Genomic DNA, 21,490 nt, shown 5'->3' on the forward strand with positions numbered 1-21,490 from the left:
GCAAAATTTTACCTGTCTTCGCTATAATTGACGGTTTGCATTCGGTTATTCCCTTTTAAATTGCTCATTTTTTTATAAGATAAAAGTACAATTATTTGTACTTTTATTATTAATAAGGAGCATATGGCCTAAAAATGGTCTATTTTATTACTTGCCATGGCTAAGCGATTTAATTTTGATTGATGGATATATTTTGCAAACAAAGACTCCATGTCACAGTGAAGTTCTCTGCTTTTATTTTATATCTTAACTAAATTTAAATCGTTTAGGCATATCACCTTATAAAACTGGCATGCAATTCCTGAAGGGAGATCACCTTTTCAATCGGATTTTCCATAAGAGACATCACAGTCGCTAGCCCACCATTGAGAGTCGTATCATAATGCACTTTGTATTGTAATGCGGCTCTGCGAATTAATTTAGAATCCTCAATCGCTTGGCGCCCTGAGGTAGTGTTGACGATATAAATGTACTCTCCATTTTTAATGCGGTCTTGAATATGAGGGCGACCTTCATGCACTTTATGGACCCGTCGAGCAGGCAACCCCGCTTTTTCTAAAACATCCGCGGTCCCTTGAGTCGCATCTAACTCAAAACCTTGTTGTAAAAATTGTTTTGCCAAATCAACCACTCGTGTTTTGTCGCCATCTCGAACAGAAAGCAAGACTCGCCCTGTTTTTTTCATTGATGAATGACTCCCCAACATTGCTTTTGCGAATGCTTCTGCGAAAGTATGTCCAACCCCCATCACTTCACCTGTGGAATGCATTTCTGGCCCCAAGATGGGATCCACGCCAGGAAATTTATCAAAGGGCAGGACCACTTTTTTAACAGAATAATAAGGAGGAATGATTTCATTTAACATATTTTGCTGAACTAATGACTGCCCTGCCATGACTTTCGCCGCTATTTTTGCTAAGGGGATACCCGTCGCCTTGGAGACAAAAGGCACCGTGCGGGCAGCACGCGGATTGACTTCAATCAGATACAGCTGTTCTTTTTTGACAGCAAATTGGACGTTCATTAACCCTTTAACACCGAGTTCAAACGCCAGTTTTGTCACCTGATCCCGCATACATTTTTGAATAGACTCGTTTAAGGTATAAGCCGGCAGTGAGCAGGCCGAGTCGCCAGAATGTACCCCTGCTTCTTCGATGTGTTCCATAATACCGCCGATGAAAACGTGCTCACCATCGCAGATGGCATCAACATCGACTTCAACTGCATCATCTAAAAAACGATCCAATAATACAGGCGAATCATTAGAAACCTGAACCGCATTTTGAAAATAACGCTGCAAGTCAACCCTGTTGTAAATGATTTCCATCGCGCGCCCCCCGAGGACATAAGAGGGGCGAACCACCAGCGGATAACCTAAAAGGTCAGCTTTTAAAAAAGCTTCTTCAAGTGTTTGGGCCGTCGCATTCTCAGGCTGTTTTAAGCCTAAGCGATGAACGGCTTGCTGAAAACGTTCACGATCTTCTGCTCTATCAATCGCATCAGGGCTCGTTCCCAAAATAATAACGCCTGCCGCTTCAAGCTCTCGAGCCAAGCGCAGAGGCGTTTGCCCACCATATTGAACAATAACCCCTTGTGGTTGTTCAATCCGCACTATTTCAAGGACATCCTCCAGCGTGACGGATTCAAAATACAGGCGATCAGAAATATCATAATCCGTCGAAACGGTTTCTGGATTGCAATTGACCATAATGGTCTGATATCCGGCCTCATGAAGCGCTAAAGATGCGTGCACACAGCAATAATCAAATTCAATTCCTTGACCAATCCGATTAGGTCCTCCTCCTAATATCATGATTTTTTTCTGTTCGTGATTGGGTCTGGCTTCACATTCTTCTTCATAGGTAGAGTATAAATAGGCCGTATCTGTCCCAAATTCCGCAGCACAGGTATCCACTCTTTTATAAACAGGATGCAAATTCGATTGGTGGCGTCGGTCTCGTATTTCTTTTTCGGGTACGGCCAGTAATTTGGCCAAACGTGCATCCGAAAATCCTTTTCGTTTAAGATGCCTTAAAAAAAGCGCGTCTAAGGATTGAATGCCGGTTTGAGTCAGCTGTGCTTCGAGCTGGACGAGTTCCTGAATCTGCATCAAAAACCAGGGATCAATTTGGGTGAGATCAAAGACTGCGTCTAATGAGAGCCCCGCACGAAAAGCATCTGCGATATACCAGATGCGCTCCCCTCCGGCATCTTTGAGCTCACGACGAATAGAGGTAATGGCCTCCGGATCATTCAAAGACACTTTGGGATCGAGCCCCGTGGCCCCAACTTCTAGCCCTCTGAGCGCTTTTTGCAGCGATTCTTGAAAAGTTCGCCCTATGGCCATCACTTCTCCGACAGATTTCATCTGAGTCGTCAAGCGATCGTTTGCTCCTGCAAACTTCTCAAAGTTAAAGCGGGGCATTTTGGTGACCACATAATCTAAAGAAGGCTCGAAAGACGCCGGCGTTCGGCCACCTGTAATGTCGTTTTTTAATTCATCCAAGGTGTAACCAACAGCCAGCTTTGCCGCAATTTTTGCGATAGGAAACCCGGTGGCCTTTGATGCCAGTGCTGAAGAACGAGAAACGCGGGGGTTCATTTCAATGACAACCAGCCGTCCACTTTTTGGGTCGACGGCAAATTGAACGTTCGAGCCACCTGTTTCGACACCGATTTCACGTAATACTGACATCGAAGCATGTCGCATTCTTTGATATTCTTTATCCGTCAAAGTTTGAGCAGGTGCGACGGTGATAGAATCCCCAGTGTGAATGCCCATGGCATCCATATTTTCTATCGAACACACAATAATGCAATTGTCATTTTTGTCACGGATGACTTCCATTTCATATTCTTTCCACCCGATCAGGGATTCATCGATCAACAATTCATGCGTGGGTGATAAATCAAACCCTCGTTCGCAAATTTCTTCAAATTCTTCGCGATTATAGGCAATCCCCCCGCCGCTGCCGCCCATAGTAAAGGAGGGGCGGATAATGCAAGGGAAACCTATATCAGAAACAACGGAAAAAGCCTCTTCCATGCTATGGACAATGCCAGAACGCGGGGTATTCAGGCCTATTTTTTTCATCGCTTTATCAAAAAGCCTTCGGTCTTCAGCCTTATCAATCGCTTCTCCTGTAGCACCTATCATGGTCACGCCATAATCTGATAAAACCCCTTTTTTCTCTAACTCGAGTGCGCAATTGAGTGCCGTTTGTCCACCCATGGTCGGCAATAAAGCATCAGGATGTTCTTTGGCGATGATCTTGCGAACCACTTTCCAATGAATTGGCTCAATATAGGTGGCATCTGCTATGTCAGGATCTGTCATAATGGTCGCGGGATTAGAATTGACCAAAATCACCCGATAGCCTTCTTCTCTCAAGGCTTTACAAGCCTGAACGCCAGAGTAATCAAATTCACAGGCTTGACCAATGACAATAGGGCCGGCACCCAAAATCAGAATGCTATTGATATCTGTACGCTTTGGCATGATGTGAATTCCTGATTACAGATGATGAAGAGATTTTTCATGATGCATTTGCATCAAATCGATAAAGTGATCAAAAAGCGGCGCCATATCATGGGGGCCAGGGCTGGCTTCAGGGTGGCCCTGAAAACCAAAGGCCGCTTTATCGGTGTGATGTATGCCTTGTAATGAGCCGTCAAACAAGGAGCGATGAGTTGCACGTAAGCAAGGAGGCAAGGTCGATTCATCAACAGAAAAGCTGTGATTTTGTGTGCTGATCATCACAAGACCGCTCTCTAAGTCTTTCACAGGATGATTTGCACCATGGTGGCCAAATTTCATTTTGATCGTTTTTGCGCCGCTCGCCAGAGCCAGCAGTTGATGGCCGAGGCAAATGCCAAAAAGGGGGATATTCGCTTCCAGTAAATCTTGAATCGCAGCGATTGCATATTCACAGGGTGCGGGATCGCCTGGACCATTCGATAAAAGCACACCATCGGGTTTTAATGAGATCACCGCTTGGGCTGAAGTGTGTGCGGGAACGACCGTCACGCGACAGCTTCGATCCACCAGCATACGAAGCATATTTCGCTTAATGCCATAATCGTACACGACCACATGAAAAGGAGATGCGTCTCGTTTTTTGGTATTTGGCGTACCATCACTGAGCCATCCTCCTGTCCCTTCGACCCAATCATAGGGGGTTTTGACAGAGACTGTTTTGACCAAATCTACGCCTTTTAAACCCGGAAAATCATGAATTTCTTCTAAAGCCAGCGCCGGATCTAAAGTTTTTGACGCGATAATGCAGCCTTTTTGAGCGCCTTTTTCAGACAAAAGACGTGTCAGCTTTCGAGTATCAATATCGGCAATGGCCACGATATGATGGCGTTTGAGATAATCCGACAGGGTTTCTTCACTACGATAATTACTGGCCACCAGGGATAAATCCCGGATGACCAGGCCCTGTACATAGACTTTATCGGATTCTGCGTCAGAAAGATTGGTGCCCACATTCCCGATATGAGGGCAGGTCAGAGTCACGATTTGTCTTAAATAAGAAGGATCAGTCAAAATTTCCTGATAACCTGTCATTGAAGTATTGAAAACCACTTCTCCGACGACCAACCCTATCGATCCAACCGATCGACCGTAAAATTCGGTTCCATCTTCAAGAACCAATAGTGCTGACGTCATCAAAATATCCTCCAGGAAAATCAAAATTGCTGATATGCAGATTATTGAGGTCAAAGTCAGTCATCTCTAAAACGCCTATTTTCAGACAAATTGCGAGAAATTCTAATGATGTGTCGTATCTATGTCTAGCACAGATGATATCTTTTTAACGATGAATCTCGTCAAGATGCGATCTTTTTTTGCCAAGTTCATTCGCAAGCAAGTGCAGGCTGACGTAAAATTGACACAATTCATCCCCCTGGAGGCAGATGAATACACTTCAGAAGTATTTTCAAAAAATGGGATAAAAAACACTCAACCATTTTTATTTGAGAGAAAATCGGCCGATGATGCTTTTAGGATCTTGATGACTTTTAAAATCAGCGTCATTTTTTTGATATTCATCATAGCCGCATTTCACGCACTCCATTTTTTCACCTTGCTCTTCATACAATATTGCCAATGTGTCCATGGAATGACATTTCGGACAAACCCCGCCCGCAATAAATTTTTTTCGTTTTCGGTTCATATTCCTAAACCCACTGTTTTTTTCGTCAAATATGTCAGGAAGAGGGGTTGCACTAAAATTAACAAGACAAACGCAAAAAGGACATATTTTTAATCAAATTTAGCATTTTTGATCTATTTTTAAGTAAATTAATTACACTAATAAGTTTTAATTAAAAAAATTAAATTAAACTGATTTTTAATCAAAAATATTTTTTTTATATTGATTATCATTAAATTTTAATTTTTAAAAAAAGAGAAAATAAATTATGATGACGTCTCAAGAAAACATATTCATTCCATCTCAAAATATAACAAATCCCAACATTTTTTATGAATTTTTAAATGATCAATACGCCCTGGGTAAACTCTCTCAATATATTTTAGAACATTCAATTAAAAATAAAAATGATATAAATAGCGTATTAGAGTATTTGAAAGGTAAAATTAATCATCACTGACATCCTTATTCAAAAGCTTTGAGAGAAATAGAAAATTCTTATCAAAAAAACAACGCATCTACAAGCACAACAAATAATACGAATTATTATAAGACCGAAATAACTGCCGGTAAATTTTATCAATTCATTTATCAAAAAATGATTGATAGATTGATTACAGTAAAACAATATGAAAAATTATATGAAGAAATTTCTGAAAAAATGAAATCAAAATCATTCACTATTGAAGAAATAAATCAATTCTGTGAAAATAATAATATTCCTACTTTTAGAGAAGATGAATTATTTAGAATAGCAAAAAAAGATAAAAATACTGTAGACCCAAATTCAGAATATATAGAAATTTTTAAAATCATAGAGGCAAATACGGATTTAACAAAAAATGAGATTGAAGAAGCATTAACAAATACTTTAACTACCTTTAATGAAGCATTTGGTTTTATAAAAAATAAGTCGTCTTTTGTAAGACATCAAAATAAAGCGCATTTTACATTGCATTTTTTTAAAAATGAAAAAAGTTTTTATGATTATACTAAGTCTAAGGAAATTAACTTAGTAGGGTATGCGCCCAATAATAATATATATGTCTATCTTGGTGGTCGTTTTCAGGAACGACTCAATAGGACTATAAGACACGAATTTGTTCACGTGTTCATGAATTACAGTGGGGTAGGAGAAGTCATTAATTCTTTTTCTATTTTGAGGGAAGGCATACCTACGTATGTTGCTGGATTATCAAAAGGTGAAAACGCGATTCATTTTCTCAGTGATTTAAAAAACCATCTTGATGAAAAAAACTTTAATAAAAGTTTGACATTAAAAAACCTTTTAAGCGATCAGTTTTTGAAGGACAATAACCTAAGCCATTATATTGCAGGGCCTGTTGTTATTGCTTATTTTGAGGATATGTTTCCGAATGTTATAGATGAATTATTGTATGATACAAAAGATATGGTTGAAGAAAATAAGGAAGAATTTTTTAAAAAAATACAAAAACTTTATGATGAAGCATATTCGACCCCTTTTAAAAATTGGGTTGAAACACATTCAAATGAAGGATTTCACGCTTGGTTAGAACCGGCACCAACAAAAAATCAGGATGGTGACGGCTCATCTGCTGAAGTGACTTCACTGTCTAAAGATGCTTTAAAGCCTGAAGTTGATTCATCGTTTCAACAGGGTGACTCGCATCAAAATGAGGCTGGATTGTTAAAACAGGGGATGAGTCAATTTTCATCGGATGATGCACCGCATGTTCCGGAAAATCCTGTTTTACACTCTGACGTCATTCCAACTGTGATCAGTAACGCTTCCTGAAAATATTTTTAATACGCTTATCAGAATTAAAACAAACAAAAACCACTCTATGGCTAAACAATTTTATTCTAATGACAAATAGATTTGATCATATTTAAATCATATCAATAATTTAATATTATTGATTGTCATCATTTTTAGGTATTTAGCTAAAGATTCTCCTAATGATGGTTTGTTCGTCTTTCACAGAAGGATTTTTCATGAATCAGATCTGTCTTGAATATTTCGGAAATTCTGTGGCCCGCGTCAAAAAGGCACTGGAGAATTTAAAAAACGGTCATGGTGTTATGGTGCTGGATGATGAAAATCGCGAAAATGAAGGCGATTTTGTGTTTGCGGCAGAAACCATGACGGTCGAACAAATGGCCCTGACGATTCGTCATGGCAGTGGTATTGTTTGTCTTTGTTTAACTGAAGAACGTTGCCAACAGCTTGAACTACCGATGATGGTTGAAAAAAATTCCAGTACTTTTCAAACCCCTTTTACAGTCAGTATTGAAGCAGCAAAAGGGGTTACCACAGGGGTTTCAGCCTCAGATCGGATCACCACCATTAAAGCGGCGATATCACAGACAGCAAAGCCTGCTGATCTTCATCGTCCAGGCCATGTTTTCCCTTTAAAAGGGCATCCCAAAGGCGTTCTGGGTCGTTCTGGGCATACAGAAGCGGCGATTGATCTGGCAAGGTTGGCGGGTTTAAAACCTGCGGGGGTGTTATGTGAACTCACTAATGACAATGGCACCATGGCGCGTGCCCCTGAAGTGATTGCGTTTGCAAAAAAACATCAAATGACGGTTTTAAGTATTGAGGATCTGATTGAATATCGTCAAACTGATATAGAAACAAATTTTTCATAGACTACTTTAAAAAAATTTATTCAAAAATCATATTTGGAGAGTAAATCTATGTCCCCTTTAAAAGCAGGCGATATGGCGCCAACATTTGCTTTATTAGATCAAGACGGTGGAATCATTCATTTAAATGATTTTTCTTCAAAAAGAGTGTTGATTTATTTTTATCCCAAAGCGATGACGCCAGGCTGTACCGTTCAAGCTTGTGCACTACGAGACAATATGGATAAATTAAAAGCACTCGGTGTTGAAATATTAGGCATCAGCACCGATCCTCCACAAAAATTATTTCAATTTCATGAAAAAGAATTGTTAAATTTTACTTTGCTTTCTGATGCCAATCATCAGGTTTCAGAGCAATTTGGGGTTTGGGGTGAAAAAAATTTTATGGGTAAAAAATATGATGGGATCCATCGCATCAGTTTTCTCATTGATCCCACAGGTAAAATAGAAAAAGTATTTGATGATTTTAAAACCAGCGACCACCATACAGTCGTCATTGATTATCTGAAAGAATCTGATCCCATTGCTAAATGAACCATCCTATCTTTGAATACCCAGAAAATTTACCGATTACACAACAAAAACAAAGAATCTGTGAAACTATCGAGCGTCATCAGGTCGTGATTATCTCGGGTGAAACAGGCTCTGGAAAAACAACCCAGCTGCCTAAGATATGTTTGGAATTAGGGCGTGGCGGTGTTACAGGGATGATAGGTCATACGCAACCACGCCGTTTGGCCGCTTATCGCGTTGCTCAGCGGATTGCCGATGAACTCAAAACGCCTCTTGGTGAACGTGTGGGTTATCAAATGCGTTTTCATCAAAAAATCAATGAAAACACCGCAATAAAATTGATGACCGACGGCATTTTACTGGCTGAGATTCAACATGATCGCCTTTTGATGCGATATGACACCATTATTATTGATGAAGCCCACGAACGCAGCCTGAATATTGATTTTATTTTGGGATATCTACGGCAACTCCTTCCTAAAAGGCCGGATTTAAAAATCATCATTACCTCAGCCACTCTAGACTCACAGCGATTTTCTGATCATTTTAATCAAGCACCGATGATTCAAGTGTCAGGCCGGAGTTATCCCGTTGAAGTGCGTTATCGCCCCCCCCAAAAAACAAATGAAAGCGAAGGAGAAGGGCTTCAAGCGATGATAGATGCTGTGCATGAGCTATATCGAGAATCCACGCAGGGCGATATTTTAATTTTTATGAGTGGAGAACGAGAAATCCGTGATGCAACAGAGGTGCTGCGCCAGGAAAATATATCTCACACTGAGATATTACCTTTATATTCACGTTTATCTTATGCTGAGCAAAAAAAAATTTTTCAGGCACATGTGGGTCGACGTATTGTTTTGGCGACGAATGTCGCGGAGACCTCTCTCACGGTGCCTGGTATTAAATATGTGATAGATACCGGAACCGCTCGCATCAGCCGTTATAGTTTTCGTACTAAAATTCAGAAATTATCCTTGGAGCCGATATCCCAGGCTGCTGCCAATCAACGCAAAGGGCGTTGTGGACGAATTTCCAGCGGAATTTGCATTCGACTCTATGAAGAACAGGATTTTTTATCACGCCCTGTTTTTACCGATCCAGAAATTTTAAGAACGAATCTTTCAGCGGTGATATTACAAATGATGGCTTTTCATTTAGGGGATATCACTTCCTTTCCTTTTATTGATCTTCCTGATAAACGCCGGATTCAAGATGGCATGGCGTTATTGTCAGAACTTGGGGCGATTGAGCATTCCCCAAAACCCAATCTGACCAAAATAGGTCGGCAATTGTCACGGTTGCCCATTGACCCGAGATTGGGTCGGATGATTTTAGCGGCTCAATCGAGGTCCTGCGTTCAGGAAGTGATGATTATTGCGGCGGCACTTTCTATCCAGGATCCACGTGAAAGGCCTCAAGATAAAAAACAGGCGGCCGATGAAAAACATCATCGTTTTTCGGATAAAGACTCCGATTTTGTCGCTTTTATTCATCTATGGAATTATATCGAAGAACAGCAGAACGCTTTATCTGTCAATCAATTTCGTCAATTATGTCATCGAGAGTTTCTGCATTATATGAGAGTACGCGAATGGCAGGATATTTACTCTCAACTCAAAAAAAGTGCTCAAAAATCAGGTCTATTGACATTATCCATCAATCACATTGAGCCCCATTATTTTCATGTTCATACGGCTCTTTTAACGGGTTTGTTATCTCATATTGGGCAAAAAGACATGGAAAGCCATGAATTTACAGGCCCTCGTAACATACGCTTCGCGATTTTTCCGCACTCTTGTTTGTTTAAAAAACCACCCAAGTGGATTATGGTCTCTGAATTACTTGAAACTCGTCGACTATGGGGGCATATCGCTGCACGCATTGAACCTGAATGGCTAGAACCCTTAGCAGGACATTTGCTCAAACGTCATTACAGTGCACCTCATTGGGAAAAAAATAAAGGGGCAGTGATTGCCCATGAAAAAGTCACCTTGTTTGGGCTGCCGATTATTTATGATCGAAAAATCAATTATGGCGCGATTGATCCAAAATTATGTAGAGCCTTATTTATTCGACAAGCATTGGTTGAGGGGGAGTGGGAAACGACTCATGCTTTTTTTCACCAAAATTTAAAGCTGTTGTCAGAAGCCGAAGAGTTAGAAAATAAATCCCGACGCAGGGATATTGTGGTCGATGATCACACCTTATTTGAATTTTATGATCAAAGGATTGGCCAAGAAGTGGTCTCTTCACGCCATTTTAATCATTGGTGGAAAAAAACGTTTCAAACTGACCCTGATCTACTGAATTTTGATAAATCAATGCTGATCACAGAAAACGCACAGGAGATCACTGAAGAAGATTTTCCTGATTTTTGGACTCAAGAAGCATTTAAATTAGACCTATCCTATCAATTCGAGCCAGGCAACGAAACCGATGGGGTCACCGTTCATATTCCACTCGTGATGTTGAATCAAATACAGGCTCAAGGTTTTGATTGGCAAGTGCCGGGCATGCGGTTTGAACTCATCACGGCCTTGCTCAAATCCCTGCCTAAAAAACTGAGACGACATTTTGTTCCTGTGCCCAATTATGCACAGGCCATTTTAGAGAGTATCCGGCCTTCATCAGGTTCATTTTTAAGTGCCATTGAGAAAAAATTATGGCAGATGAGCGGAGTCAAAATAACAAGAGAAGATTGGCAGTGGCATCAAGTGCCTGAGCATCTTAAAATCACTTTTCGCATTTTGGATGATCAAAATCAAATGATAAAAGAAGGAAAAGATCTTGAAGTTTTACGGCAAGCACTGACAAGACAGTTTAAAAAAACGCGCAGTACCTTGATAGAAAAGTGCACTTTCGAAAAACAGGATCTCAAAGAATGGAATTTTGGCACCGTGCCTCTTTACTATGAAAGCACGCAAGAAAATTATTCTATTAAACATTATCCCGCGTTGGTGGATGAAACCCATTCTGTTGCACTGCGTTTATTTGAAACAAAGCAGCAACAAAAAATAATGATGTGGAAGGGACTCCGACGTCTGCTTTTGCTAAATATGGCTTCTCCTGCTCAGGCTTTACGTCAAAAATGGTTTAATAAATCAAAATTAGGGCTTTATTTTAATCCGTATGAAAATATACCGGCATTGCTAGAAGATTGTGTCGCCTGCTCGGTAGACAAGCTGATGGCTGAATATGGAGGTCTTGCGTGGACACAATCTGAATTCTTGATTTTAAAAGAAAAGATACGTCCCAAGGTATATGAAGTCTCAGAAAAAATAACAAGAGAAGTTCAACAAATATTGGAGAAGGCTTTTTTTATTCACAAAAAATTACAAGCGCGTTGTGATCTCGCACAAGTTGCCGCTTTTACTGATATGAGACAGCAATTAGAAGGGTTGGTTTGTCCTTATTTTATTAGTGATAACAGCTTAAAGCCTTTGGCTGATATTTTGCGTTATTTGAAAGCGATTGAAAGACGGTTGGAAAAATTACCCTCTCAGTTGCAAACAGATCGATCGAATATGGAGAAAATACACACACTGAACGATCTGTGGATAAAATGGAAAAATCAATTGACGGAATGGAGAGAAAAGGAAAAAGAGATAAAAGAAGTACGTTGGATGCTGGAAGAACTGCGTGTCAGCTTATTCGCACAGCAACTCGGTACTGCATACCCTATTTCAGAAAAACGCGTATTAAATGCGATGAATAAACAAATAAACGGCTAAGGCTAAAGCTAAGGTGCAAGTGTCATTGCTGTGTTATCCGACCAAATAATTTCACCCGTTTTCACTAGCATCAATTCCATATTGATCACAGGAGATTGAATGTCATCACTGACATCCGTATAGAGCACATACTCCGCTTTCAGATATCGCCCCAAAGCAATCGTCTTACTACGTGAGCTGAGGTTATCTTGCTTTGAGATCCCGAGTGCTGTTTTGGCCTTCGCCAGTTGATTGGCTGAAATTAAAAAAAACGTATTATTGGAGGATAAAATATGTAGCAAGCTCTCAGTGGCTTTTTCTATCTGTAATAACCCATTCGTATTATTTTTGACGGTATCTACCAATAAAACGCTTCCATTAGGCAGATCCTTCGTTTGACTCATATTTTCAACGAGTGGCTTCATAGGAACTGACCAATCAAATGATTTAATCTTAGGGGTCAAAGGCACGATACCTATTTCTGCTGACTCGGAGGAGATACCCTCAGGTGAATCGGTAGAAACAGTGGATGGTTCGCTTTTCGATGGCCGCCCTATTTTTGCGGGCGGCTGAGCACAACTGGCCAACAGAAAGACGATGGAAGCACTCAGAAGATATTTCTTCATGACTATTTTTATCCTTTAAATAACGGCCCTAATGGGCAGCCACCCAACAGATGCATATGAATATGATAAATTTCTTGTCCCGCGTGATCATTGCAATTCATAACGAGCCGATAGCCATCTGCTGAAATCCCTTTTTCGTGTGCAATTTTAGCGGCAACCGTGATCATCCTACCCAAAGCCGGCTCATGCTGCTTTTTCACATCATTCAAGGTTGGGATAAAAACGTTAGGAACAATTAAAATATGTACCGGTGTTTGAGGAGATATATCACTAAAAGCGGTCACCAGTTCATCCTGATAGAGAATGTGAGCCTGAATTTCTCTTCTGATAATTTGACTAAAAATGGTCTCTTTACTCATCCAATAAAGCCTTTTTCATAAAGTAAGATAAAAAATGGTATTTCTTAGAATGATGTCTAAATTTTTTAAATCATAACAGAGCAAAAGGCAAAGTTAAGAGGTAAAAAACCTAAACTCTCTCATAAACAGCAAGCTCTTAAGACAACCCATGGTCACTCTACCTTCTAAATCGCATCTCAATCGTATTTGAACATCCCCAAAAATAGTGCCTATTTTAAAATCTGCTTGGTTAATATTGCCATATATTAGCTATTCAAAATTGATGTTAATACGACCGGAAGATTGGCAAAATAATGAATTGACGGTAATCTCTCAGCTTAATACAACGAATCCCCCAATCATGGAAATTGAACATGTTTGAAAAAATCACAAACGCTCCGCCCGATCCTATTTTAGGATTGGCAGACAGTTTTAATGCAGACCCTCGAGATTGTAAAATTAATTTAGGCATTGGGATTTATATGGATGAAACAGGGAATACACCCATATTAAATACGGTAAAAAAAGCAGAACAACATTTACTTGACCATGAAAAAACCAAAAATTATTTAGGGATTGATGGATTAAAAAAATTCGCGGCCTGTACACAGGATCTCTTATTCGGAAGAGCTCACCCTATTTTGATGGATAAAAGAGCCCGTACGGCACAAACCCCCGGCGGAACAGGTGCCCTTCGTATTGCTGCTGATTTTGTCACCAAAAAAGCAGGCGTCAAACGAGTTTGGCTAAGCCGACCCACCTGGCCAAATCACAATCAGATTTTCTCTTCGGTAGGGCTTCAAATCGTTGATTATGATTATTATGATGCAGAACATCACCGTTTAAATTTCACAGCGATGTTAAATTCTCTAGAAAAAATCCAGCCTGGAGATTTGGTGTTATTTCATGGATGCTGTCATAACCCAACGGGGATTGACCCGACAAAAGAACAATGGGAAGTACTGGCGGAATTCATAAAAAAGAAAGGCGGATTACCCATATTTGATTTTGCCTATCAGGGTTTTGGGCGAGGTTTAGAAGAGGATGCAGAAGGTCTGAGGATTTTTTCTCAAAAGCATGCTGAATTTATGGTTTGTAGCTCTTATTCGAAAAATTTTGGGCTGTATAACGAACGGGTTGGCGCCTGCACCATTGTGGCAGGTGATGATAAAACCGCCGAGGCGGCATTGAGTCAGCTCAAAACCATCATACGAGCCACCTATTCAAATCCCCCAGCTCATGGGGGCGCGATAGTAGAAACGATTTTAATTGACGATATATTACGCAATGATTGGGAAAAAGAATTAACAGATATGCGCCAGCGTATTCAGAGAATGCGTCAATTATTTGTTCAAACTTTAAAAGAAAAAGGTGCGAATCAAGATTTTAGTTTTATTATCGATCAAAAAGGCATGTTTTCGTTTAGTGGTTTAAAAACGGAGCAGGTGTTACGTTTGCGTGAAAAATTTGGGGTATATGCCGTTAACTCTGGGCGAGTTAATGTGGCCGCGATGACGCTCAATAATATGGTGCCTTTATGTGAAGCCATCGCGGCAGTTATTTGAAAAACTGGTTTAATCATCACAGAGAATAAGCGAATCAATCACTGAAAAAACGCTAAGTGCCAAACCGCTTTTTTATGAACGGATGTACTGTTAATCTCTCATCAAAAAAAGAAAAAACCTGGTTGCATCAGCAGTAACTGAAGCAATCAAGTTTTTTCTGAAGAAGGTACGTTTTAGACAAGGTAACCGAAAAAATCGCGCCCCCCTTTGAAGCTTATTTGAGAAGGCTCATTCCTTTTGATAAAGCATTCCATGCATTTTAACCATATCCTTATTGATCCATTTTTTTCTTCTTTCATCCTTTTTGTGTTTGCCTTTATTCATCCTGAAAAAAAACTTGATCTCCATATCACTTCCTTGGCTTCATCTCTTTCCTAGATCTGAAAACAGTATCCTTACTACTTACATTTCATCTGATGACATCAGTGTCTTTGGATGAAACCTATCTAACATTTTTATGAGCCATAAAAATGTTCAGGCTCAGTCTACTTATTTGCTTTATTTACTCAATAGAGTTACAGCTATTTAAAAAAAAGTGATGATTAAATTTAAAATAATTGTTTGTTTTTTAAAATAAAAAATACTTTTTTAAAAAAAATTAAGATATAACTACACTTTAGAATAGTCAATACCTTACAAAGGTAAGATCATTTTTACTCTATTTGATTGAGCTGAGATTAAAAAAATAAATCTATTTTTAAATGAGATATAATCATCAAAAATGATTGTTCAATGAGAAAAAATTTTGAAAAAAACAAATGACAACTATCATTCAGCCCGTTTTGTGATGAGTGCTCCGAATATTCATCATCTTCCTCCCGATCAAGGAATGGAGGTTGCTTTCGCTGGCCGTTCCAATGCGGGAAAATCCAGCGCACTGAATACACTTACTCAGCAAAAAAATTTAGCGAAAATCAGTAAAACACCAGGCCGAACACAACTCATTAATTTATTCGAAGTGGCCGAAGGAATACGATTAGTTGATTTACCGGGTTATGGCTATGCGGCTGTGCCATTAGCAATAAAAATCAAATGGCAAAAAGCATTAAATGAGTACTTAAACAAACGTGATTGTTTGAGAGGCTTAGTCATACTGATGGATATTCGCCACCCTCTTAAAAATCTTGATCAGCAAATGATTGTTTGGGCAATAAACAAGCGTATCCCTGTTTATTTACTCTTGACTAAAGTGGATAAACTGTCCAGGTCAGCCAGTAAAATACAACTTGATATGGTAAAAGAAGCCATTTTGCCTTTTATGGGCGATATTGAAGTAGATGTATTTTCATCCTTGAAAAAAATAGGGATTGATAAATTACAAAATAAATTGAACGCTTGGTTCAGTGGCTCTGTCAATGAATGAGGTGTCAGCAAAACATTTTATTTTCATCCATCACGGTTTTATTGACTCAAGTGTATGGCCTGCAAAGCTGTCACAATCTTTCTTTTATGCGTTTCACTTAGTTGAGGGTGATGAATCATTTTGATCATGCTGCCCGAAGTCGTTTTGTCAAATTTTTGACCTGCAATCAGGGCCTGATACAACCGTTCTATTAAAGAGGCATTTAACTGAATCAGTTTATAACGCATTTGAGCTAAATTTTGAGGATGCTTTTTAGTGATGGATTTTTTTTGCCAATCTGACTGATAACGACATTGAATCAATTTTGCGGCATGTATTAAAGCAGAAAAAAAAGGGCCAATGGAATTTGGCGTGATTCCTTTTTGTTCTGCGAGTAGCATGGCATTTCTCAAAATTCTTTTTTCTTGCTCAACATCTTCAATCGCCAACTGTTTTTCAGCTTTGTAAGCAGCGATATCTTCCATATAATACAAACGTTGATTAATCAGTAAGAAGATTTCATTGATTCCAATTAAAGACATTTTGATGAATACATTTCACGTTAAACAGCAAAATAAAAACAATGTATACACTTTACGGTATTAAAAACTGCGATACCATCAAAAAAACCCGCTCTTGGCTCAACGAGCACCATGTGATTTATCGATTTCATGATTATCAAGTCGATGGATTAACCCCCGGTGCGCTGCAAAATTTTATAGCGTGTTTGGGTTGGACACCATTATTAAATACACGCGGAACGACTTGGCGTCGTCTCAGTGAAACAGAACGTGCAGAGATCAGAGATGCTGCAAGTGCGCATAGTTTAATGTTACAAAAACCCGCCATCATTAAGAGACCTATTTTGGAATCCTCTAATGGCGTACTTTTATTGGGTTTCAATATTGAACAATATCGACATTTTTTAAAACACTCATGAATCATAAAATCTGTCCTGTCGTGATGTTGGCACAACAATTAATTGAACGCCGTTCAATCAGTCCAGAGGATGCTGGTTGCCAAGACATCATCGCTCAACACTTAAATTATTTCGGTTTTACTGTTGAACCCATGCATTTTGGTGACACAAAAAATCTCTGGGCCTGGAGAGGCTCGGGAGAGAAAACTTTGGTTTTTGTGGCTCATACCGATGTGGTACCTGCGGGTAATGAAACATTATGGACGACGCCTCCTTTTATGCCATCAATACGTGATGGAAGTCTTTATGGGAGAGGTGCCGCAGATATGAAAGGGTCTTTGGCGGCCATGATCATCGCCGCTGAACGTTTTGTCGAAGCGCATCCAAACCATCGCCAGAAATTAGCCTTTATTATTACCTCAGACGAAGAGGCCTCAGGCGCAAATGGAACTTCTAAGGTCGTTCAAGCTTTAATGGCTCGCAATGAAAAAGTGGATTATAGCTTAGTAGGGGAGCCTTCAAGTACCGAACGGATAGGAGATGTCATTAAAAATGGCAGGCGCGGCTCTTTAACGGCGCAATTATGTATTCAGGGTGTACAAGGTCACGTGGCTTATCCTCATTTGGCTCAAAATCCGATACATCAAGCATTAGGAGCTTTAAAAGAATTGTCGATGATTGAGTGGGATCAAGGTAACGCGTTTTTTCCTCCCACAAGCGTGCAGATAACGGGTTTAAAAGCGGGGAATGGGGTGAGTAATCTGATTCCTGATCAATTGCATGTTCAATTTAACTTTCGCTTCAATACTGAATCGACCTATAGCATGATAAGAAATCAGGTTGAAAATTTGTTAGAGCGTTATGCGTTGGATTACCAAATAACCTGGATACTTTCCGGTGAACCTTTCTTGACACCCAAAGGTGAATTGCTTGATGCGGTTCTGAATACAGTTCAACATTACTGTGATAGCCCCCCTGACATTTTAACCACTGGGGGCACTTCTGATGGGCGTTTTATCGCATTAATGGGAGCACAGGTGGTGGAGTTAGGGCCTATTAATCAAAGTATCCACAAAGTCAATGAATCAGTTTCGATAGCTGATCTTCAACTATTGACTAAAATGTATCAACGAATTATGGAACAATTGCTCCTGACCTGATTCATCCTGCTTTATTTTAATAATTTTAAAAAATTCATTTTATTTTTGGGAGATTTTTATGTTTATTGTTATTTTTGGGCGTCCAAAATGTCCTTATTGCACTCGTGCAATAGAGTTGGCACAAAAACTTAAATCAGAATTAAAGGATAAGAATATTAATTTTGATTATATCGACATGCATGCTGAAAAGATCACAAAAGCGGATCTAGAAAAGACGGTGGGTAAACCGGTGGAAACCGTGCCGCAAATTTTTATTGATAAGCAACATATTGGCGGCTATACCGAATTTGCAGCCTATGTTAATAAACATTTTCATGATCTCAAATTTTAATCGCTCTGAGGCAAAAAATAAAATTGAGCAAGAGCCCATTTTTAAATGGGCTTTTTTAATGAGAGAGACTTGTTGAGCTTACAACTGTACGTTAAAGTGCGCTACGCAGTCTTAAGCTTATTATAAAGTCTACACGAGGTATTGAATGAAACGTGCAGTGGTTACTGGCTTGGGTATTATTTCCAGTATAGGTAACGATAAAAATGAGGTCCTGTCGTCTTTATACGCTGGGCGTTCTGGGATAACTTTCTCTGAAGAGTTTAAAAATTCAGGCATGAAAAGCCATGTCTGGGGTAATGTGAAACTCGATACCACGGGTATGATTGATCGAAAAATTTCCCGTTTTATGAGTGATGCTTCAATTTATGCTTATCTCGCTATGCAACAAAGTATTGAAGATGCCGATTTAAATAATTTTGATATTTCCTCAAACGAGCGGATAGGATTGGTCGTCGGTTCAGGGGGAGGTTCGCCTAAAAATCAGGTGGCGGGCTCCGATAAAATGCGCATGAATGGTTTAAGAGGAGTGGGCCCTTATATGGTGACCAAAGCCATGGCATCCGGTGTTTCCGCATGTTTGGCGACGCCTTTTAAAATTAAAGGAGTAAATTATTCGATTAGCTCGGCCTGTGCTACGTCTGCTCATTGTGTGGGTCATGCATTGGAACTTATTCAATTAGGAAAACAAGACATTGTTTTTGCTGGTGGAGCAGAAGAATTATGTTGGGAAATGGCCTGTGAATTTGACGCTATGGGGGCACTTTCCACTCAATATAATGCAACACCAGAAAAAGCGTCTCGAGCGTATGATAAAAACCGGGATGGTTTTGTGATTGCGGGAGGCGGCGGTATGGTGGTGGTCGAAGAGCTTGAACATGCGCTCTCTCGCCATGCGCCTATTTATGGAGAGATAGTGGGTTATGGCGCCACGTCGGATGGCGCTAACATGGTTGCCCCGTCTGGTGAAGGCGCCGCTCGTTGTATGAAAATGGCTCAGAAAGGCCTTGAAGTGACCATCGATTATATCAATGTACATGGTACCTCTACCCCGCTTGGCGATATCAAAGAGCTAGAAGCGATTAAAAGTGTTTTCGGTCATCACTCTCCGTTTTTTTCATCGACAAAATCGATGACAGGTCACTCCTTGGGAGCCGCAGGGGTGCATGAAATTATTTACAGTTTACTGATGGCAAAACATAATTTTATTGCCCCCAGTATTAACATTGAGACTCTTGTTCCAGAAGCAGTGGGTATGAACGTCGTGACTGAAATGAAAGAATTGGCAATCAATACAGTGATGTCGAATAGTTTTGGTTTTGGAGGCACTAATGCGACTTTAATTTTTTCTAAATATCCGCGATAAATAGGGCCTCTCAAAAATAGAGGTTTTTATTTAATTGAAAATCTAAAGTTGGGTTATAGCTTATTTGAATCCTATGACAATGAAAGTATTTACAGCTTAATTGATTAAAAAAATAAAATGTCAAACATGCTTATCCAAAAATTTTTTTAATTCATGTTTAGATACAGCGCCCACTTTCGTGTCAATCGGTTTTCCTTCTTTAAAAAGCAATAACGTCGGAATGCTACGGATACCATATTTTTGTGTGGTATTTGGATTTGTATCAATTTCTAATTTGGTGATCGTGATTTTATCCACATATTCGTTAGCAATTTCATCTAAAATAGGGGCAATCATTTTGCAAGGCCCGCACCACTGTGCCCAAAAATCAACTAAAATCAATCCGTCAGCCTTAAGTACATCTCGATCGAAACTTTTGTCACTTAGCTGTATAATTTCCTTACTCATGTATTCTCCCAAAACCATCATTGGTTATTTTATAAATTTATTCGCTTAATCATCCTAAATTACACAGGATTGACTTCATTAAAGCAATATTCAACTGATACTTTATCACATTATGAATAAGACACATTTGACAGATCAGAAATTTTCAGACTTTGCCCTTCATCCTTTAGTTATAAAAGCGATTGAAAATCAAGGCTTTTATCATTGTACTCCCATTCAAGCCTTGTCATTTCCCATTACTCTTGCTGGGCGTGATGTTGCCGCTCAAGCACAAACAGGGACAGGCAAGACACTGGCTTTTTTAGCCTCTGTTTTTAATTATTTACTGACAAACGCCGCCGATGAAACAAGGCAGTGCGAACAGCCCCGCGCGCTCATCATGGTACCTACCCGTGAGCTGGCAATACAAATTTATACTGATGCAGAGACTTTATCTCAGTTTACATCGCTCAAAATGGGTTTGGCTTATGGGGGAGATGGCTATGATAAACAACTAAAAATATTAGAAAGTGGCGTAGATATTTTGATAGGGACACCAGGTCGTATCATTGATTATGCAAAACAAAATTTTATTCATTTGAACGCCCTCCAGGTAATAGTGCTGGATGAAGCTGATCGTATGTATGATTTAGGTTTCATAAAAGATATACGTTGGTTATTTCGCCGTATGCCTCCTGCAGAAAAACGATTAAATATGTTGTTTTCTGCGACACTTTCTTATCGAGTAAGAGAATTGTCTTTTGAACAGATGAATCATCCGGAATATATTGAAGTAGAACCATTACAAAAAATCGGATCTCAAATTCAGGAAGAGCTTTTTTATCCTTCTAATGAAGATAAAATGCGATTATTACAGACTTTAATTGAAGAAGAATGGCCTGATCGTTGCATTATTTTTGCTAATACGAAACAACGCTGTGAAGATATTTGGGGCCATTTGGTGGCAGATGGTCATAGGGTTGGGCTTTTGACGGGGGATGTGGCACAGAGAAAGCGGATTCAAATTTTAGATGATTTTTCAAAAGGGTATTTAGATATTTTAGTCGCCACCGATGTAGCCGCACGAGGTCTACATATTCCGAAAGTGACTCACGTTTTTAATTATGATCTCCCAGAAAATGTGGAAGATTATATTCACCGTATTGGTCGTACCGGCAGGGCGGGTGAAAAAGGCTATTCAATCAGTCTGGCCTGTGAGGCGTTTGCATCTCATTTATCTGCTATCGAAGCCTGCACTGGTCACCGTATTCCAACAAGTGAGTATAATAAGGAAGCTTTATTAACGGATTTGCCTCAGCCCAAACGTTTGCAACGCCATCATAGACGCTATGCGGGCTCGCGTAATCAGGGAGCTTCTCGGAAGCCTCGCTCACCACAATGAAT

The 21,490-nt window shown here is 39.6% G+C and carries 19 protein-coding genes; 12 read left to right on the forward strand and 7 right to left on the reverse strand.

Annotation, left to right across the window (positions count from 1 at the left end):
- Positions 1-274: 274 nt before the first annotated feature.
- From carB to AACL23_RS03765, 3 genes are all read right to left on the reverse strand, one after another.
- The gene (carB, locus tag AACL23_RS03755) at positions 275-3,499 is read right to left on the reverse strand and encodes a carbamoyl-phosphate synthase large subunit (RefSeq protein ID WP_339050220.1); all 3,225 of its coding nucleotides are present in this window, start codon (positions 3,497-3,499) and stop codon (positions 275-277) included.
- Between the two features lie 15 nt (positions 3,500-3,514).
- The gene (carA, locus tag AACL23_RS03760) at positions 3,515-4,675 is read right to left on the reverse strand and encodes a glutamine-hydrolyzing carbamoyl-phosphate synthase small subunit (RefSeq protein WP_171967574.1); all 1,161 of its coding nucleotides are present in this window, start codon (positions 4,673-4,675) and stop codon (positions 3,515-3,517) included.
- 301 nt (positions 4,676-4,976) lie between these two features.
- On the reverse strand, positions 4,977-5,180 hold the full coding sequence (locus tag AACL23_RS03765; RefSeq protein ID WP_100095966.1) for a YheV family putative zinc ribbon protein: 204 nt from the start codon (positions 5,178-5,180) through the stop codon (positions 4,977-4,979).
- Between the two features lie 247 nt (positions 5,181-5,427).
- Here AACL23_RS03765 and AACL23_RS03770 point away from each other — a divergent pair, with 247 nt between their 5' ends.
- The 5 genes from AACL23_RS03770 (at position 5,428) to hrpA (ending at position 12,037) form a co-directional block, all read left to right on the forward strand.
- Entirely contained in the window at positions 5,428-5,619 is a 192-nt protein-coding gene (locus AACL23_RS03770; RefSeq protein ID WP_171967573.1) for a hypothetical protein, read from the forward strand.
- 18 nt (positions 5,620-5,637) lie between these two features.
- On the forward strand, positions 5,638-6,936 hold the full coding sequence (locus AACL23_RS03775) for a hypothetical protein (protein ID WP_339050225.1): 1,299 nt from the start codon (positions 5,638-5,640) through the stop codon (positions 6,934-6,936).
- A 200-nt stretch (positions 6,937-7,136) separates the two neighbouring features.
- Complete coding sequence (ribB, locus tag AACL23_RS03780; protein ID WP_100097056.1) at positions 7,137-7,793, forward strand: 3,4-dihydroxy-2-butanone-4-phosphate synthase; 657 nt, start codon at positions 7,137-7,139, stop codon at positions 7,791-7,793.
- Positions 7,794-7,841: 48 nt separating this feature from the next.
- Positions 7,842-8,324, forward strand: a complete 483-nt coding sequence (gene bcp, locus AACL23_RS03785) for a thioredoxin-dependent thiol peroxidase (RefSeq protein ID WP_100095963.1) — start codon at positions 7,842-7,844, stop codon at positions 8,322-8,324.
- Complete coding sequence (hrpA, locus tag AACL23_RS03790; protein ID WP_339050228.1) at positions 8,321-12,037, forward strand: ATP-dependent RNA helicase HrpA; 3,717 nt, start codon at positions 8,321-8,323, stop codon at positions 12,035-12,037. Before bcp ends, hrpA begins: the two co-directional genes overlap by 4 nt.
- Positions 12,038-12,045: 8 nt before the next feature.
- Here hrpA and lpoB read toward each other — a convergent pair whose 3' ends face one another.
- Both lpoB and AACL23_RS03800 read right to left on the reverse strand, forming a co-directional pair.
- On the reverse strand, positions 12,046-12,642 hold the full coding sequence (gene lpoB / locus AACL23_RS03795; protein ID WP_339050230.1) for a penicillin-binding protein activator LpoB: 597 nt from the start codon (positions 12,640-12,642) through the stop codon (positions 12,046-12,048).
- Positions 12,643-12,650: 8 nt separating this feature from the next.
- On the reverse strand, positions 12,651-13,001 hold the full coding sequence (locus AACL23_RS03800) for an HIT domain-containing protein (RefSeq protein ID WP_012737841.1): 351 nt from the start codon (positions 12,999-13,001) through the stop codon (positions 12,651-12,653).
- Between the two features lie 353 nt (positions 13,002-13,354).
- Here AACL23_RS03800 and AACL23_RS03805 point away from each other — a divergent pair, with 353 nt between their 5' ends.
- Both AACL23_RS03805 and yihA read left to right on the forward strand, forming a co-directional pair.
- The gene (locus AACL23_RS03805; RefSeq protein ID WP_012737840.1) at positions 13,355-14,545 is read left to right on the forward strand and encodes an amino acid aminotransferase; all 1,191 of its coding nucleotides are present in this window, start codon (positions 13,355-13,357) and stop codon (positions 14,543-14,545) included.
- 787 nt (positions 14,546-15,332) lie between these two features.
- Complete coding sequence (gene yihA / locus AACL23_RS03810) at positions 15,333-15,908, forward strand: ribosome biogenesis GTP-binding protein YihA/YsxC (protein WP_216657372.1); 576 nt, start codon at positions 15,333-15,335, stop codon at positions 15,906-15,908.
- 38 nt (positions 15,909-15,946) lie between these two features.
- Here yihA and aroQ read toward each other — a convergent pair whose 3' ends face one another.
- Positions 15,947-16,429 (reverse strand): gamma subclass chorismate mutase AroQ, encoded by a 483-nt coding sequence (aroQ, locus tag AACL23_RS03815; protein WP_012737836.1) that lies wholly within the window; start codon positions 16,427-16,429, stop codon positions 15,947-15,949.
- Positions 16,430-16,470: 41 nt separating this feature from the next.
- Between aroQ and AACL23_RS03820 the strand changes: the two genes are divergently transcribed.
- The 4 genes from AACL23_RS03820 to fabB all read left to right on the forward strand — a co-directional run bounded on the left by AACL23_RS03820 (position 16,471) and on the right by fabB (position 19,660).
- Positions 16,471-16,827: an ArsC family reductase gene (locus AACL23_RS03820; RefSeq protein ID WP_012737835.1), complete on the forward strand. Its 357-nt coding sequence runs from the start codon at positions 16,471-16,473 to the stop codon at positions 16,825-16,827.
- The gene (dapE, locus tag AACL23_RS03825) at positions 16,824-17,966 is read left to right on the forward strand and encodes a succinyl-diaminopimelate desuccinylase (RefSeq protein ID WP_012737834.1); all 1,143 of its coding nucleotides are present in this window, start codon (positions 16,824-16,826) and stop codon (positions 17,964-17,966) included. The genes AACL23_RS03820 and dapE overlap by 4 nt, the downstream gene beginning before the upstream one ends.
- Positions 17,967-18,024: 58 nt before the next feature.
- Positions 18,025-18,297, forward strand: coding sequence for a GrxA family glutaredoxin (locus AACL23_RS03830; protein WP_012737833.1), 273 nt, complete (start codon positions 18,025-18,027; stop codon positions 18,295-18,297).
- Positions 18,298-18,442: 145 nt separating this feature from the next.
- Positions 18,443-19,660: a beta-ketoacyl-ACP synthase I gene (gene fabB / locus AACL23_RS03835; RefSeq protein ID WP_012737832.1), complete on the forward strand. Its 1,218-nt coding sequence runs from the start codon at positions 18,443-18,445 to the stop codon at positions 19,658-19,660.
- Between the two features lie 120 nt (positions 19,661-19,780).
- On the opposite strand, the gene trxA is transcribed toward fabB, so the two are convergent.
- A complete protein-coding gene (gene trxA / locus AACL23_RS03840) occupies positions 19,781-20,107 on the reverse strand; it encodes a thioredoxin TrxA (RefSeq protein WP_012737831.1) in 327 nt (108 codons plus the stop codon).
- Between the two features lie 112 nt (positions 20,108-20,219).
- Here trxA and rhlB point away from each other — a divergent pair, with 112 nt between their 5' ends.
- Positions 20,220-21,488 (forward strand): ATP-dependent RNA helicase RhlB, encoded by a 1,269-nt coding sequence (gene rhlB, locus AACL23_RS03845; protein ID WP_100095956.1) that lies wholly within the window; start codon positions 20,220-20,222, stop codon positions 21,486-21,488.
- Positions 21,489-21,490 lie beyond the last annotated feature (2 nt).

It is taken from the genome of Candidatus Williamhamiltonella endosymbiont of Tuberolachnus salignus (assembly GCF_964019775.1).
GTDB lineage: Bacteria > Pseudomonadota > Gammaproteobacteria > Enterobacterales > Enterobacteriaceae > Hamiltonella > Hamiltonella defendens.